The organism is Brasilonema bromeliae SPC951, assembly GCF_012912135.1.
Lineage (GTDB): Bacteria > Cyanobacteriota > Cyanobacteriia > Cyanobacteriales > Nostocaceae > Brasilonema > Brasilonema bromeliae.
Window position 1 is genome coordinate 46997 of the sequence record NZ_QMEB01000004.1, and the last position, 13559, is coordinate 60555.

Annotated in this window: 16 protein-coding genes; 9 read left to right on the plus strand and 7 right to left on the minus strand. The window is 44.1% G+C overall.

Annotated features, from left to right (window positions below):
• Both rpmH and DP116_RS01225 read right to left on the minus strand, forming a co-directional pair.
• Nucleotides 1-135, minus strand: a complete 135-nt coding sequence (gene rpmH / locus DP116_RS01220) for a 50S ribosomal protein L34 (RefSeq protein WP_071654180.1) — start codon at nucleotides 133-135, stop codon at nucleotides 1-3.
• Between the two features lie 231 nt (nucleotides 136-366).
• Complete coding sequence (locus DP116_RS01225) at nucleotides 367-879, minus strand: DUF2808 domain-containing protein (protein WP_169153425.1); 513 nt, start codon at nucleotides 877-879, stop codon at nucleotides 367-369.
• Nucleotides 880-1579: 700 nt separating this feature from the next.
• Between DP116_RS01225 and DP116_RS01230 the strand changes: the two genes are divergently transcribed.
• The 6 genes from DP116_RS01230 (at nucleotide 1580) to DP116_RS01255 (ending at nucleotide 8948) form a co-directional block, all read left to right on the plus strand.
• On the plus strand, nucleotides 1580-2743 hold the full coding sequence (locus tag DP116_RS01230) for a Re/Si-specific NAD(P)(+) transhydrogenase subunit alpha (RefSeq protein WP_169153426.1): 1164 nt from the start codon (nucleotides 1580-1582) through the stop codon (nucleotides 2741-2743).
• 60 nt (nucleotides 2744-2803) lie between these two features.
• Complete coding sequence (locus DP116_RS01235) at nucleotides 2804-3097, plus strand: NAD(P) transhydrogenase subunit alpha part 2 (RefSeq protein WP_048868686.1); 294 nt, start codon at nucleotides 2804-2806, stop codon at nucleotides 3095-3097.
• Nucleotides 3094-4500 (plus strand): NAD(P)(+) transhydrogenase (Re/Si-specific) subunit beta, encoded by a 1407-nt coding sequence (locus tag DP116_RS01240; RefSeq protein WP_169153427.1) that lies wholly within the window; start codon nucleotides 3094-3096, stop codon nucleotides 4498-4500. Before DP116_RS01235 ends, DP116_RS01240 begins: the two co-directional genes overlap by 4 nt.
• A 236-nt stretch (nucleotides 4501-4736) precedes the next feature.
• Nucleotides 4737-4991, plus strand: coding sequence for a type II toxin-antitoxin system ParD family antitoxin (locus DP116_RS01245; RefSeq protein ID WP_169153428.1), 255 nt, complete (start codon nucleotides 4737-4739; stop codon nucleotides 4989-4991).
• The gene (locus tag DP116_RS01250; protein WP_169153429.1) at nucleotides 4988-5287 is read left to right on the plus strand and encodes a type II toxin-antitoxin system RelE/ParE family toxin; all 300 of its coding nucleotides are present in this window, start codon (nucleotides 4988-4990) and stop codon (nucleotides 5285-5287) included. Before DP116_RS01245 ends, DP116_RS01250 begins: the two co-directional genes overlap by 4 nt.
• Before the next feature lie 190 nt (nucleotides 5288-5477).
• On the plus strand, nucleotides 5478-8948 hold the full coding sequence (locus tag DP116_RS01255; protein ID WP_169153430.1) for a tetratricopeptide repeat protein: 3471 nt from the start codon (nucleotides 5478-5480) through the stop codon (nucleotides 8946-8948).
• A 221-nt stretch (nucleotides 8949-9169) separates the two neighbouring features.
• On the opposite strand, the gene mazE is transcribed toward DP116_RS01255, so the two are convergent.
• The 3 genes from mazE to petN form a co-directional block, all read right to left on the minus strand.
• A complete protein-coding gene (gene mazE, locus DP116_RS01260; protein ID WP_246275430.1) occupies nucleotides 9170-9469 on the minus strand; it encodes a type II toxin-antitoxin system MazE family antitoxin in 300 nt (99 codons plus the stop codon).
• 256 nt (nucleotides 9470-9725) lie between these two features.
• A complete protein-coding gene (locus tag DP116_RS01265; protein WP_169153431.1) occupies nucleotides 9726-9923 on the minus strand; it encodes a hypothetical protein in 198 nt (65 codons plus the stop codon).
• A 7-nt stretch (nucleotides 9924-9930) separates the two neighbouring features.
• Nucleotides 9931-10020 (minus strand): cytochrome b6-f complex subunit PetN, encoded by a 90-nt coding sequence (gene petN, locus DP116_RS01270; RefSeq protein ID WP_048868680.1) that lies wholly within the window; start codon nucleotides 10018-10020, stop codon nucleotides 9931-9933.
• A gap of 84 nt (nucleotides 10021-10104) precedes the next feature.
• Here petN and DP116_RS01275 point away from each other — a divergent pair, with 84 nt between their 5' ends.
• The 3 genes from DP116_RS01275 to DP116_RS01285 are packed head-to-tail and all read left to right on the plus strand — an operon-like array spanning nucleotide 10105 to nucleotide 12335.
• Nucleotides 10105-10569 (plus strand): hypothetical protein, encoded by a 465-nt coding sequence (locus tag DP116_RS01275; protein WP_339381537.1) that lies wholly within the window; start codon nucleotides 10105-10107, stop codon nucleotides 10567-10569.
• Nucleotides 10570-10602: 33 nt separating this feature from the next.
• The gene (locus DP116_RS01280) at nucleotides 10603-11985 is read left to right on the plus strand and encodes a cytochrome P450 (RefSeq protein WP_169153432.1); all 1383 of its coding nucleotides are present in this window, start codon (nucleotides 10603-10605) and stop codon (nucleotides 11983-11985) included.
• 11 nt (nucleotides 11986-11996) lie between these two features.
• Nucleotides 11997-12335, plus strand: coding sequence for a carbon dioxide-concentrating mechanism protein CcmK (locus tag DP116_RS01285; protein WP_169153433.1), 339 nt, complete (start codon nucleotides 11997-11999; stop codon nucleotides 12333-12335).
• A gap of 46 nt (nucleotides 12336-12381) precedes the next feature.
• Here DP116_RS01285 and DP116_RS01290 read toward each other — a convergent pair whose 3' ends face one another.
• Together DP116_RS01290 and DP116_RS01295 are read right to left on the minus strand one after the other, a co-directional pair.
• Nucleotides 12382-12957, minus strand: coding sequence for a Uma2 family endonuclease (locus DP116_RS01290; RefSeq protein ID WP_169153434.1), 576 nt, complete (start codon nucleotides 12955-12957; stop codon nucleotides 12382-12384).
• Nucleotides 12958-13167: 210 nt separating this feature from the next.
• Nucleotides 13168-13559, minus strand: a 392-nt coding sequence (locus DP116_RS01295) for a pentapeptide repeat-containing protein (RefSeq protein WP_211173002.1), incomplete at its 5' end; no start/stop codon positions are given.

The window sequence follows — 13559 nt, forward strand, 5'->3', positions numbered from 1 at the left end:
CTAAACGCTCAAACGGTGGCGTCCCTTCTTTCTTCTTGCCCGGATGACGTTTCTACCATCTGGAGTTCGCATTCTAGCGCGAAAACCCGAGGTTCTTTTTCTCTTGCGACAAGTACCTTCCAGTGTTCTCTTCATGTTTTTATCCTCTTAGACAATTATCATAAAAAAAAGTCACAATTGGCTATTATATCATAATGTTTGTTGTTTTTATCCAGCAGTCATGCTAAACCCAGAAAGCCGTCATCAGTCATTTGTCTGTTGTCAATGATAACGGCAAAACTCTAACCGTTGCTGTACAAGCCAGGTAGTGGTAATCTATTTGCCTTGCTTTGACTCACTAATGACTGATGATTCATGAGTGATAACTTAACTAATACTTATGATCCACGTGCCGATGTAGCGGGATAATGGCACATCGCCGGGAGACTGAATTGAGCAGTTAAAATAGAACATTCCCCCAGAAGACGGGTTTTTCACGTTAGAGAGAATCAACTCAACATCGGTACCTGCTGGTACTGGTTCTTGGGGAAAAATTTCAAGAACGTGATTTTCTTTATCCCACTTCACCTGCGAGAGTGCAATCTTTTTGCCTTTAGCCTTGACCTCAATTTCCTTGCTGTCAAAGGTTCCTTGGTAGTAATTAGGATAAGAAATCACAAATCGAGCAACTGCTGTTTTCATCTTTTTGTTAGAAATTTTCAGTCTGTATCTGTCCCAGCCATTAGTTTGACCGCCAAAATCTAATCGGAACGGTAGCTGATTTTCGCCTTTGACACCACTAAATATCGTCAACCCTGGCAAACTTTGTGCCCAGCTTATGGCTGGTATTCCAGCTAGCAAACAACTTGTCACGGCTAAAGTAGAGAGTAAACGTCGCATGGTTAAGCTCCTGAGGCAGAAATAGGTCTTTTGTTTAAAATAACTAGGACGGAATCTTCGTAACTAAAACTTTACTACTTAACATTTGGATATTGGGACGTAAATTGCTAATATAAAGTGTCGTTCTCAGTACAAAAGCCGTCATCTGGCTTTCTGATACTAAGTGTATAACCATAAAAAAATTGATGAATTTGAAGTCACTGAAAACACGCTTGAAATTTGATTTTGTTACCAAATATGTATAGATATATATAAAATGTTATAAAAATTGAAAAAATGAATATGAAAATTAGTAGTTAACTTGAACGAGATTCGATAAGATAAGTTGTAATCAAGTCAGGGTTGACTAATATTATTTGGGGATAGTTTTTGAGAATTTGACTAATATTGCAATATGTAAAAAAATCAGAAAAATTCTTGAATCCCTAAAAGAAGTTGAAGACAAACACGTAAAATTTGGGGATTGACATAGGATGTGTAATAGAAGCCCCTCTTTTCAAATACATGGGAATCTGGAAACCCTGCAAGAACCAAATTGAAACTTTGCGTAGGTCATTATCGAGTTTGAGAGCGAAGGTAAAGTTGATTGGGCAAAGCAACTGCTAATAGCTGCTACCCATGCACGATAAGTGCACCTATTGCCTCTTAAGAAAAATTTCACAACTTGCCAAAAATAGGTATTAATCTTCAAGGAGATTGCATGAGAATAGCAGTTGCCAAAGAAATTGAAGTTTGTGAGCGTCGAGTTGCTCTAATTCCTGACACCGTTACCCGATTGGTAAAACAAGGTGTGGAAGTGTGGGTAGAAACTGGTGCAGGTGAGCGGGCTTTCTTTTCTGATGCTGCTTATGAAGCAGCAGGGGCGAAAGTTATCACTGATACCGCCACATTATGGGGTGAAGCAGATATTCTGCTTAAGGTGAGTCCACCTCAAGAGCGAGAAGATGGACGCTCAGAAGTTGACTTACTAAAGGAAGGATCTGTACTCATTAGCTTTCTGAATCCTTTAGGGAATCCATCCGTAGCAGGGCGACTGGCAGAACGTAAGGTAACTGCGATCAGTATGGAGATGATCCCCCGCACGACTCGGGCACAAAGTATGGATGCTTTATCGTCGCAAGCATCAATTGCAGGTTACAAAGCGGTTCTAATTGGTGCAGCAGCATTACCAAAATATTTCCCGATGTTGACAACAGCGGCTGGAACGATCGCCCCCGCGAAAGTATTTATCATGGGGGCTGGTGTGGCTGGGTTGCAGGCGATCGCCACCGCCAGACGCTTGGGAGCGATCGTCGAAGCCTTTGATATTCGTCCCGCCGTCAAAGAAGAAGTCCAAAGTTTAGGGGCAAAATTTGTCGAAGTCAAACTAGAAGAAGAAACAACCGCCGCTGGAGGCTACGCCAAAGAAATTTCTGAAGCAAGCAAACAGCGCACTCAGGAAGTTGTCGCCGAACACGTCAAGAATGCTGATGTGGTGATTACGACTGCCCAAGTTCCTGGTAGAAAAGCACCTCTTTTAGTTACTGAAGAGATGGTAGCGCAGATGAAACCAGGTTCGGTGATTGTGGATCTCGCCGCCGAACAGGGTGGTAACTGCGCTTGCACTGATCCCGGCAAAGATATTGTGTGGAATGGCATCACTATCATTGGTCCCATCAACTTACCATCATCGCTACCAGTTCATGCCAGCCAACTTTATTCCAAGAATTTGTCGTCGTTGATACAACTGTTGATTAAAGACAAAGCTTTAAATGTCAACTTTGCCGACGACATCGTTGATGCGGCTTGTGTTACCCACGGTGGCGAAATTCGTAACCAGCGGGTGAAAGATGCCTTACAAGCTTTAAGCGGTGTGGCAAGTTAATTAATTCGTAGTAAGTGCGTGCTTACTACAACTCAATTTGCATAAGGAGTTTACCCTGCGATGACAGAAGCATTAATCGCTGCCTTGTTTGTGTTTGTTTTGGCATCCTTTACTGGATTTGAAGTTATCAACAAAGTTCCACCAACCCTCCACACACCTTTGATGTCAGGTTCCAACGCCATTTCTGGAATTGCTGTACTGGGTGCGATCGTGGCTTCTGGTGCTAGAGAGACGAATTTATCAGTTATTCTCGGTTTGATTGCCGTGATATTGGCAATGGTTAACGTGGTGGGTGGCTTCCTAGTCACAGACAGAATGCTGCAAATGTTCAAGAAAAAGGAGATTAAGGCGTGAGCGACTTTTTACCAACCGGGATTCAGCTAACGTATTTAGTTGCTGCATCCTTATTCATTCTGGGTTTGAAACAGCTGGGATCACCCGCGACAGCACGACAAGGTAATGTTGTTGCAGCTGTGGGGATGCTGTTGGCTATTGTGGCAACAATGCTGGATCAGCATGTGTTGAACTATGAAATGATTTTGGTAGGATTGGCTATTGGATCTTTGGTTGGTATAGTCGTCGCCTACAAAGTCCAAATGACGGATATGCCCCAAATGGTGGGTTTGCTCAACGGCTTGGGTGGTGCAGCATCTGCACTTGTTGCGGTTGCTGAATTTTGGCGGTTACTAGGAAACGGTGAAGCAATACCCCTTGATGCCAATATCTCCATGTTGCTGGATGTGTTAATTGGTGGTGTCACCTTCACAGGAAGCTTTGTAGCCTTTGCAAAACTGCAAGGTATTATCAGCGGTTCCCCAATTACATTTCCTTTGCAGCAACCATTTAACCTCTCGCTTCTGGTTGCCTTTATTGCGGGTAGTGCTTATTTAATCATCTCACCGCACAGCTTACCTGTCTTTTTGGGAATTGTTGCTGTTTCTCTAGTGTTGGGTGTGATGTTCGTCATCCCCATCGGTGGCGGCGATATGCCTGTGGTGATTTCCCTGTTGAACTCGTTTTCCGGGTTAGCGGCGGCTGCTGCTGGTTTCGTGGTGATGAACAATATGTTAATCATCGCTGGCGCATTGGTGGGAGCATCTGGGATCATCCTTACCGAGATTATGTGTAAGGCGATGAACCGTTCTCTATTCAGTGTGCTGTTCAGTGCTTTTGGTACAGTGACTGCGTCTGGTGGTGCTGCTGGTACTGGTGGTACAACCGATAAAAGTGTCCGCAGCATTGATCCCGAAGAAGGCGCAATGATGTTGGGTTATGCTCGTTCCGTCGTCATTGTTCCTGGTTATGGTATGGCGGTTGCGCAGGCGCAGCACAACATACGTGAATTGGCAGATCAGCTCGAACGTATGGGCGTGGATGTGAAGTATGCAATTCACCCTGTTGCTGGTAGAATGCCGGGACATATGAATGTGTTGCTGGCGGAAGCGAATGTACCTTATGAGCAACTGCACGATATGGATGATATCAATCCTCAGTTTGAGCAGACGGATGTCGCTTTGGTAATTGGCGCAAATGACGTGGTGAATCCAGCGGCGCGGAGTGATACAAGTAGCCCGATTTATGGTATGCCAATCTTGGAAGTGGATCGGGCGAAGCAGACAATTGTGATTAAGCGCGGTATGAGTGCGGGTTTTGCTGGTGTCGATAATGACTTGTTCTACAAGAATAAAACGACGATGCTCTTTGGTAGTGCGAAGGATATGGTTGGAAAGTTGGTTTCTGAAGTGAAGCAACTGTAGGGAATTGTAGATTATGGATACAGCATAAATCCAAAATCCCTTTTATGGATCGTGTATAAGCTTGCTAAGGGTTTGTCCTGAGGCAAGTTTTTTTATAGTTAAAATTAATACCAGCTTAGCTTCTACTGCATTTTTAGGAAATCGTATGGTTTATACTACATTGTAGTTAAAGATGACGTTGATAAAATAAATCAGCGATAAAATTTGAATAAGTCAAGCAATTAGGGTTACGTGAAATGAATATTTCCCTCAAACCTGAGCATGAGCAGTTTATTCAATCCCAAATTCAAGCAGGGAGATATGCTAATGCAGAGGATGTGATGAACGAAGCATTGAAACTGATGCAAGCAAGGGAGCAACGTTTGGAAGAACTCCGGCAAAAAATAGCGGTTGGGAAGGAACAAATTGCTAGAGGAGAGGTTACGGATGGGGAAATAGTATTTGCTCAACTGCAAGATAAAATCAATAAAATTGCTGAGTCTCAAAGATGAGTAATTACTCTTTTTCTGATGAAGCAGTCAAAGATTTAAATTCTATTTGTGAATATATTGCTCAGAATAATCCTAAAGCTGCCAGTAAGCTTTTTGACGCAATTCGTCAGAAGTGTAAACTAGTTTCTGGATTTCCCAATATGGGGAAGAGTTATGAGGAATTGTCCCCTAATTTACGGGGATTTAGTATTGAAGATTATATTGTTTTGTACTATCCAAGAGAGGATGGAATTGATATTGCGCGTGTCATTAGCGGATATAGAGATTTAGAATCCATGTTTTTGGAACCAGAATAAACCTGCTAAAAAGCACAAGTAAAACTGGATTCACTTTTTTAACGAACCGCCAAGACGCAAAGAGCGCCAAGGAAAGAATTAGAGAGTTAGCTTGTCTTGGGGGAGATTATAATCCTGAGACAAGCTTTTTTGTGGGTTAAAAGTAATACTAGTAGAAAAGGGCTATTGTTGATTATTTAAGAGGGTTGCTATGGGAAAAGAGCAGCAGAAGTTGATTCTGTCTCAGCACAGGTATGAGGAACAGGTAAAAAAAAGGCTAGGGAGTCTTGGCAATGAGCCGCAAAATATACTAATTTTTTATGGACGAGCAGGTATTGGCAAAACAGATTTATCGAAGTCACTGTTTCAATCTTTGAAGTCAAATTATCCGGTGTGCGCCCGGTTGGATGGAGAGGGAATTTTCAACTACGGTTTGGCACGTAAACCGATTGAATCAGCCGTAGTTCAGCTACGAGCGCATTTGCGTCGGGGTGGGGCTGATCTCAGTTGCTTTGATTTGGCGTATCGGATTTATAGTGCGGGAGCAAATCCTTTAATGGTGACAATTTCACCTGAAGCTGCTAACCGGATGGATTGGGCAGAGAAAATCAGCAATGGCACGGATTTAGCTGATGCTGTGCTGGAAATGAATCCTGCTGAACTGGCTCCTTCTTTGTTAGAGGGGCTGACGGAACTGGCGAAGGATTTGCTACCTGGTGGACAAGTTTTAGCTAAACTGGGCTGGTTTTTGATGCAGCAATCGCCAGAAATATGGCAGTGGTGGAAAGAACGGGGTAATCAAAATTTGCGAGAATTAAAAGATTGTGTAAGCCCGTATGAAATTCTGGAGCGACTGCCTTTATTTCTGGCGCGTGACTTGCAGCAATACCTACGCCGTTCCCAGCACAAAGCAGTGATTTTTATAGATGGCTATGAAAAATTAGTAGATAAATTCGGGCGATGCGATTGGCTTGAGGAACTACTGGAACAGCCGAATCCAAATGTGCTGTGGGTGATTTTTTCGGAGCGATCGCTTAATTTTACAAAATACGCCCACAATATTCCTATCCTCCCGTTAACTGAGGCGGAATGTCAAGCGGTTCTGCAAGAATTTGGTATTGATGAGCCTGAAATTTGCCAAATTATCATTCAGGCATCTGGAGGAATTCCTTTGTATTTGCGGCTGGGGGTGGAGACGTGGCAAGACATCAAAAAGCAGCGTCAGCCGAAACTTACGGACTTTGCCCGGAATTTAAATGAGGTGTTACGTCAGCGAGATATAGCTTGGCAGCCAGATGAACGGCGGATGTGGCAAGTGCTTTCTCACTGTCGTACTTGGGATGAGGCGCTGTTTGCTAAGTTGATGAGTCAGTTTCAGTTGGATAACTGGGAAAATCGCCTATCTCAAATCACCGTATCGCCTTATGTTGAGGAAGCTGGTTCAGGAGTTTGGCGCTTGAATCAAGTAATGCAGCAGCATTTGCAGGAGAACCAGCCAGAAGACTTGCGAAAATCAGTGAATAACTGGTTGTTTGAGTATTATCGAGCAGAATACCAAGAACCAGAATTACAATTAACCGCGCTGGCAGAAGCGCTTTATCACGGGTTGGAAAGCGAACAGCCAGAAGCCGCAACGAGCTGGTTTTTAAAACAGGTGGCGGTGCAGCAGGAGGTGGGTAGACATCAGGCTGTTGTTTCTATGCTGCAATTTCTTGTCGGGAAAAATCATCAATTGCCTCTTGCTTGGACGCTGTTGGGTAAGTCGCTCGTTGTTTTGGGTGATTACGAGCAAGCGTTGGAAGCTTTGGAGACAGCGCGAAGTCAATGGGAAGCTTTGCAACAGAGGGAAAGTCTTGATGCTGGTACTATGGAGTTGGAACTCGCTAATGTTTACCTCAAGCTTGAGCGGACTTTTGATGCAAGCAACGCTGCTCAAAAAGCATATCGCATCCGCACTGCTCAACTGGGTGCAAATGAGTCTTCAGTTGCTGAGGTTCTCAACCGCCAAGCAGAAATTGCTGCAAGTCAGGGCGATTATCGAGAAGCGGTGAATCTGAGTCAACGCGCTTTGCAAATACTCCAGTTTCATCCAGATACCCAACCGCTGCAACTGGCTCAACTGAAGCACACTGCTGCTTGGTTGAATGCTTACAACAACAATTTGGATGCAGCAGAAAAGCTTTGCCAAGAGGCGCTGGAAATTGTTAAGAACAATGCTGGTGACGAACATTCTCTGGCTATCTCTTGCCAAGCGTCTTTGGGAGATATTTACCAAGGGATGGGAGAGCATAAATACCAAAAAGCTTACGAACAGTATCAGCTAGCTCTTGATGCAGCAGATATCAGCCTTAGTCCCAGCCATCCTCAAACACTGCAACTGCTGCAAGGCTTGACGCACTTGTGCCGAAGAATGGGAGAATACGATGCGGCGGATGAGTTTGCAGAACGTCATAATGCTCATGTTCAAATCGGTAATTTTGAAGAAACCGCTGCTGCTGCTACAAGGCTAAACAATCTTGGTTTTTCGCTTTATAAAAAAGGTGAGTACGGTAAAGCAGAACCACTCCTGAAACAAGCGCTGCAAATCTTTTTGAAAGCGCTGGGAGAAGAACATCCCCACACAGCTTTAAGTCTCAACGGCTTGGCACGATTGTACGAATCTCAAGGACGGTACAATGAAGCCGAACCGTTGTACAACCAAGCCCTGCAAATCTCTCTGAAGGTGCTCGGAGAAGAACATCCCAACACTGCCACAAGTTTCAACAACTTGGGATGGTTGTACGAATCCCAAGGAAGGTACGATGAAGCCGAACCGTTGTACAACCAAGCGCTGCAAATCCGTCTCAAGGTGCTCGGAGCTGAACATCCCCATACAGACATCAGTCTCAACAGCTTGGCAGGATTGTATGAATCCCAAGGACGGTATGATGAGGCGGAACCATTGTACAACCAAGCGCTGCAAATCCGTCGCAAGGTGCTGGAAGCACAACATCCCGACACAGCCATGAGTCTCAACATCTTGGCAGGATTGTACAAATCCCAAGCACGGTACGATGAAGCGGAACTGTTGTACAACCAAGCGCTGCAAATCCGTCGCAAGGTGTTTGGAGCGGAACATCCCGACACAGCCGACAGTCTCAGCAGCTTAGCAGGATTGTACGAATCCCAAAGACGGTACGATGAGGCAGAACCGTTGTACAACCAAGCTCTGCAAATCTCTCTGAAGGTGCTCGGAGCTGAACATCCCCATACAGCCAAAAGTCTCAACAGCTTGGCAGGATTGTACAAATCCCAAGGACGGTACGATGAGGCGGAACCGTTGTACAACCAAGGACTGCAAATTTTTTTGAAGGCGCTCGGAGCTGAACATCCCCACACAGGCAGGAATCTCAACAACTTGGCAGGATTGTATGAATCCCAAGGACGGTATGATGAGGCAGAACCCCTGTACAACCAAGCACTGCAAATCTGGCTCAAGGTGCTGGGAGAAGAACATCCCCACACAGCTGTAAGTCTCAACGGTTTGGCAGGATTGTATGAATCCCAAGGACGGTACGATGAGGCGGAACCTCTGTACAACCAAGCCCTGCAAATCCGTCTCAAGGTGCTGGGTGAAGAACATCCCGACACTAAGGAAACGGAAAGCAACCTCAATCGCCTACGCGATGAAATGACAAAATGATATTTCGTCCAAACACCCTGTAGAGACGTAGCCCTTCGGGTTCGCCAGTCGCCTGCGGAGGGAAACCCTCCCGCAGCGCTGGACTCACATGCTACGTCTCTACATTTTGACGCGAGATTTCAAGGAGAATTATTTTTTCTTCTTAAGTTTAGGAGCGGTATTAGGACTGGTGCGCTTAATTTAGCGTTTTTCTTCGTCTCGCAGACGGCGATCGCCTAATTCTAATTTTTCCTATACTCTCTTCTCTCTGTGTCCTCTGCGCCTCTGCGGTTAAAAAATAGGTATTCTTCTGGTACCGAAGGATTAACGCCATCCCCAACAACATTATCCCAAACAGCAATTTCAGCTTGATACTCTGAATCTTCTGCATCCTGCTTGAGGGCTGCAATCATTTCTGCTTCCAAAATCCGGCGGCGGTGTTCTGTCAGCAACGCATTAATATAACCACTGCGGTTACCCTGTGCCTGCTGATCTATAAACTGGAGAATGTCTTCTTCTAAGGTAATTGTGATTTTGACCATCAGTATTACGCAGGCGCTATTTAAAAAAGAGCGGGTTGCGATTGCTTCCCTATGCCCTCCGGGCACGCTGCGCTAACGGTCGCAATGACTATAGTTAGGTTATTCGTAGCTAGGGGAATCTTAAAAGCCCCCTTTTTAAGGGGGTTGGGGGATCTCTTTTGCGTAAGTTTTACCTAAGTTTTCATAAATACACAAACACGGTGTAGAGACGTAGCACGCTACGTCTCTACATTTTGACGCGAGATTTCAAGCAGAATTATTTTTTCTTCTTAAGTTTAGGAGCAGTGCTCTTAGAAGTGGTGCTAGAACTAGCGCGTCGCATTTCGCGTTTTTCATCTTCTCGCAGACGGCGATCGCGCCAACCTGCCAGCGTCAAATAACCAACGCCTCCCGTAACTGCTACAAGCAGCACCGCAGCAACTGAAGCCAAAATAGTCAAGAATGGACTTTCCACGATTCTCTTAGAGTCCGTTGCGACCCCAAACTACCATTGAAATTGACCAAGTGAAAACAACAAGTAAAGCAACCCAGCCGAGTGTCAAAATTTCCATAGTGCTACTTTTAAACTCAATTGAAAACGCCTCTAACATTAATAATACTAGAAGCCCGTTCAGAACTAAAGTTTGGATTCCTCAGTGAACAAGATTTTAGATCCTCAACTGATGGCAGAACGCATTGAATCCCTCAAAGCTGGGATACTCGCGGGTTTGAGCCTGATGATAGCTTTTTTTCTCACCACCTTCGTGAATAATCTGGTGCTAGCAAAATATTTTGAGCAGCTCGCCAGTCTGGCGATCGATTCGCTAGATTTACAATTGTTGCTCAAGCTTGGAATTGCAGTTTTTTGTGGTTTGCTCTTTGGCGTCACCTACCGCTATATCATCCGCTCAGATAAAAATCCTCAATTGAAAGCTGGCGGAGTGTTAGCGTTTGGCTTAGTACGCTGTTTAACCCAAGTCGATGTTGGGCTGTCATATTCTAGAGATATATTGCCTTTTGTAGTTCTGGGAGTCGAAAGTATTTTGTGGTTTGTGTTGGCAGCATTTTTTCTTGATACTGCCATCCAACTCGGCTGGATTAAGCCTTTTCAATCAAGCTAATTCATAAAATATACATTTTGTCAAGATAAACATATGAATCTACCCAATCCTGTTAAAACTCCGTCTTTTTTGCAAAGAATCCAATGGGTTGCTGAACCTATAGGATATATGGAAAGCGCGGCTCAACAATATCCTGACATTTTTAGTACTACAGTAGTCGGTTCTAGACGTCCTCTGGTATTCGTGAACCATCCCCAGACAATTGCGGAAATTTTTACCAACGATAGAAAGAAGTTTGCAGCCCTGAGTCAAGAAAACAGAATTTTGCAACCCTTACTAGGGGACAGTTCAGTCGTTATGTTGGACGGCGATCGCCACAAACGACAACGCCAACTCCTAATGCCCCCCTTTCACGGGGAACGGATGCGAACCTACGGTGAAATCATCGTCAACATCACTGAAAAAGTCTTTAGCCAGCTACCACAGAACCAACCTTTGTCGATTCGGACTGCAATGCAGGAAATTTCTCTGCAAGTCATTTTACAGGCTGTCTTCGGCTTATATGAGGGAGAGCGTTGCCAACAACTCAAGCGCGTACTAGCTTCGACGTTGGGAGTTTTTGAATCACCGCTCAGTTCTAGCTTCCTGTTTTTCCCTTTCCTGCAAAAAGATTTAGGGGCTTGGAGTCCTTGGGGAAGATTTTTGCGCCAACGTCAGCAAATTGATAAATTGCTTTACGCTGAAATTGCTGAACGCCGTGCACAAGATGATCCAAATCGCATCGATATCCTCTCATTGCTAATGTCAGCACGGGATGAAAAGGGTAAACCGCTGACGGATAAAGAGTTACGCGATGAGTTAATGACTTTGTTGTTTGCTGGACATGAAACTACAGCAACGGCTATGGCTTGGGCATTGTATTGGATTCACCATATACCACAAGTTGGTGAAAAACTCCTCCAAGAACTGGGGACTCTCGGCGACTCCCCAAATCCCATAGACATTGCACGATTACCTTATCTGAGTGCTGTTTGCAATGAAACCTTGCGTATTTACCCTGTTGGATTCTTGACATTTGGTAGAGTCGCGCAAGAACCCGTTGAGATTCTGGGACATCACTTAGAGTCTGGTAAGGTAGTCTTTGGTTGCATTTATCTTTTGCATCATCGTGAAGATTTATACCCGCAGCCCAAGCAGTTTAAGCCAGAGCGCTTTTTGCAACGCCAATATTCGCCCTATGAATTTATGCCTTTTGGGGGTGGTGCCCGTCGCTGTATTGGTGAAGCTTTGGCTGTGTTTGAAATGAAGCTTGTTTTGGCAACTATCGTGTCACGCTATCAGCTTGCACTCACTACTAATCAACCAGAACAACCTCAACGACGAGGAGTAACCCTTGCTCCTAGTGGTAAAGTCAAGATGATTATTACAGGAGAACGGAAGCATCAAGAGTCTCCAAAAGTAGCAGCAAGTGTTTAGAGTAAGTAAGCATGACTTTAGCACTTGGCATGATTGAAGTTTTTGGCGTTCCTACAGCAATAGAAGCGGGGGACGCCATGTGTAAAGCCGCCCGTATCACTCTTGTTGGGTATGAAAATACTGATTTAGGGCGAATTACTGTGCTTATTCGGGGAGCAGTAGGTGAGGTTAATGTTGCTGTTGCAGCAGCACTTGAGGCGATACCGCGAGTGAATGGTGGTGAGGTGCTTTCTCATCACATCATTCCTCGTCCCCATGAAAATTTAGAATATGTTTTGCCAATTCATCAATCAGTAAATATTGAGCAATTCAATTCTTATATCCGATTTCCACCACCATTGTCGGCGTAAAAACTGTTGAGTATGTGGGGGTGTTGAGTTTTTATTGTTCCTAAGTTTAAAAGACAGTCCGCAAATCGAGAATAAAACCAGGTAAAATATCTTCACCTGATAGTTCTGTTGGTGATTCTAAAACTTCTACTGCTTGCCCCAAACGGTATATTTCTACTCGGCGTGTTTTTCTATCAATTAACCAGCCCAGTTTAACTTGATTTTCCATGTATTCTTGCATTTTTTCTTGAGTTTTTTGTAAATTATCAGATGGTGACATTAACTCTAAAACAAAATCTGGGACGATGGGAGGGAATTTTTCTTTTTGTTCAAAGGTAAGGACATCCCATCTTTCTTGTCTTATCCAAGTCACATCAGGAGAACGATCAGCACCATTAGGAAGTTTAAAGGCAGTTGAAGAATCAAAAACTTTTCCAAGCTTTGTTTGACGATTCCAAATCACAAAATCAGCATTCATTTCTGAGTTATGGCTTCCTGTTTCTCCTCCTGTTGGGGGCATGATAATAAGTTCTCCCTTGGCGCTTCTTTCAAATTTGAGATCAGGGTTTTTTTGACAAAGTTGATAAAATTGTTCGTCGGTTAATTCAATAACAGGTTTGAGGTCGATGGTAATAGTGTTCATAAGAAGTGAGGAGTTAATAAGCAATTCAAAATTCAAAATTCAAAAAGAAGGAAGAAACGTGCCGACAAGCATCCTACCTGATTGTATGCACTCTTAAGGCAGGACTATTTCATTCTAAACAAGGGGCTATATCTCTTGTTCATCTGCGGTTTCTTAACTCTTTGATGTACTGCACCCAACTGAAAACCGATATTATAAATTCTGATAATTTTATTTAGGAGATTTGGCTTCATTTGGCACAATAGCTCCTGCTATATCTGCTCCTTCTATATTGACCTCAGATAGGTCAACACCAGTCAAGTCAGCACCGCGCAGGTTAGCATACTGCAGGTTAGCACCCTTGAGATTAGCACCACGGAAGTTAGCACCCTGTAAGTCGAAACCAATACAATTGTTGGAACTAAAACCACGCAGATCTGCACCGTTAAAATTAGCACCGTTAAGATGAATACCACAGCGAGCACGAGCACCCCTCAGATTAGCACCAGCCAAGTCAGCCCCTTCCAGGTTTGCAACCCCTAGATCAACTCCAACCAGATAACAATTTGAGCATTTATTAGTTTTTATTAAAGTTTTAAGATTCTTACTTGCGTCATCAAAAC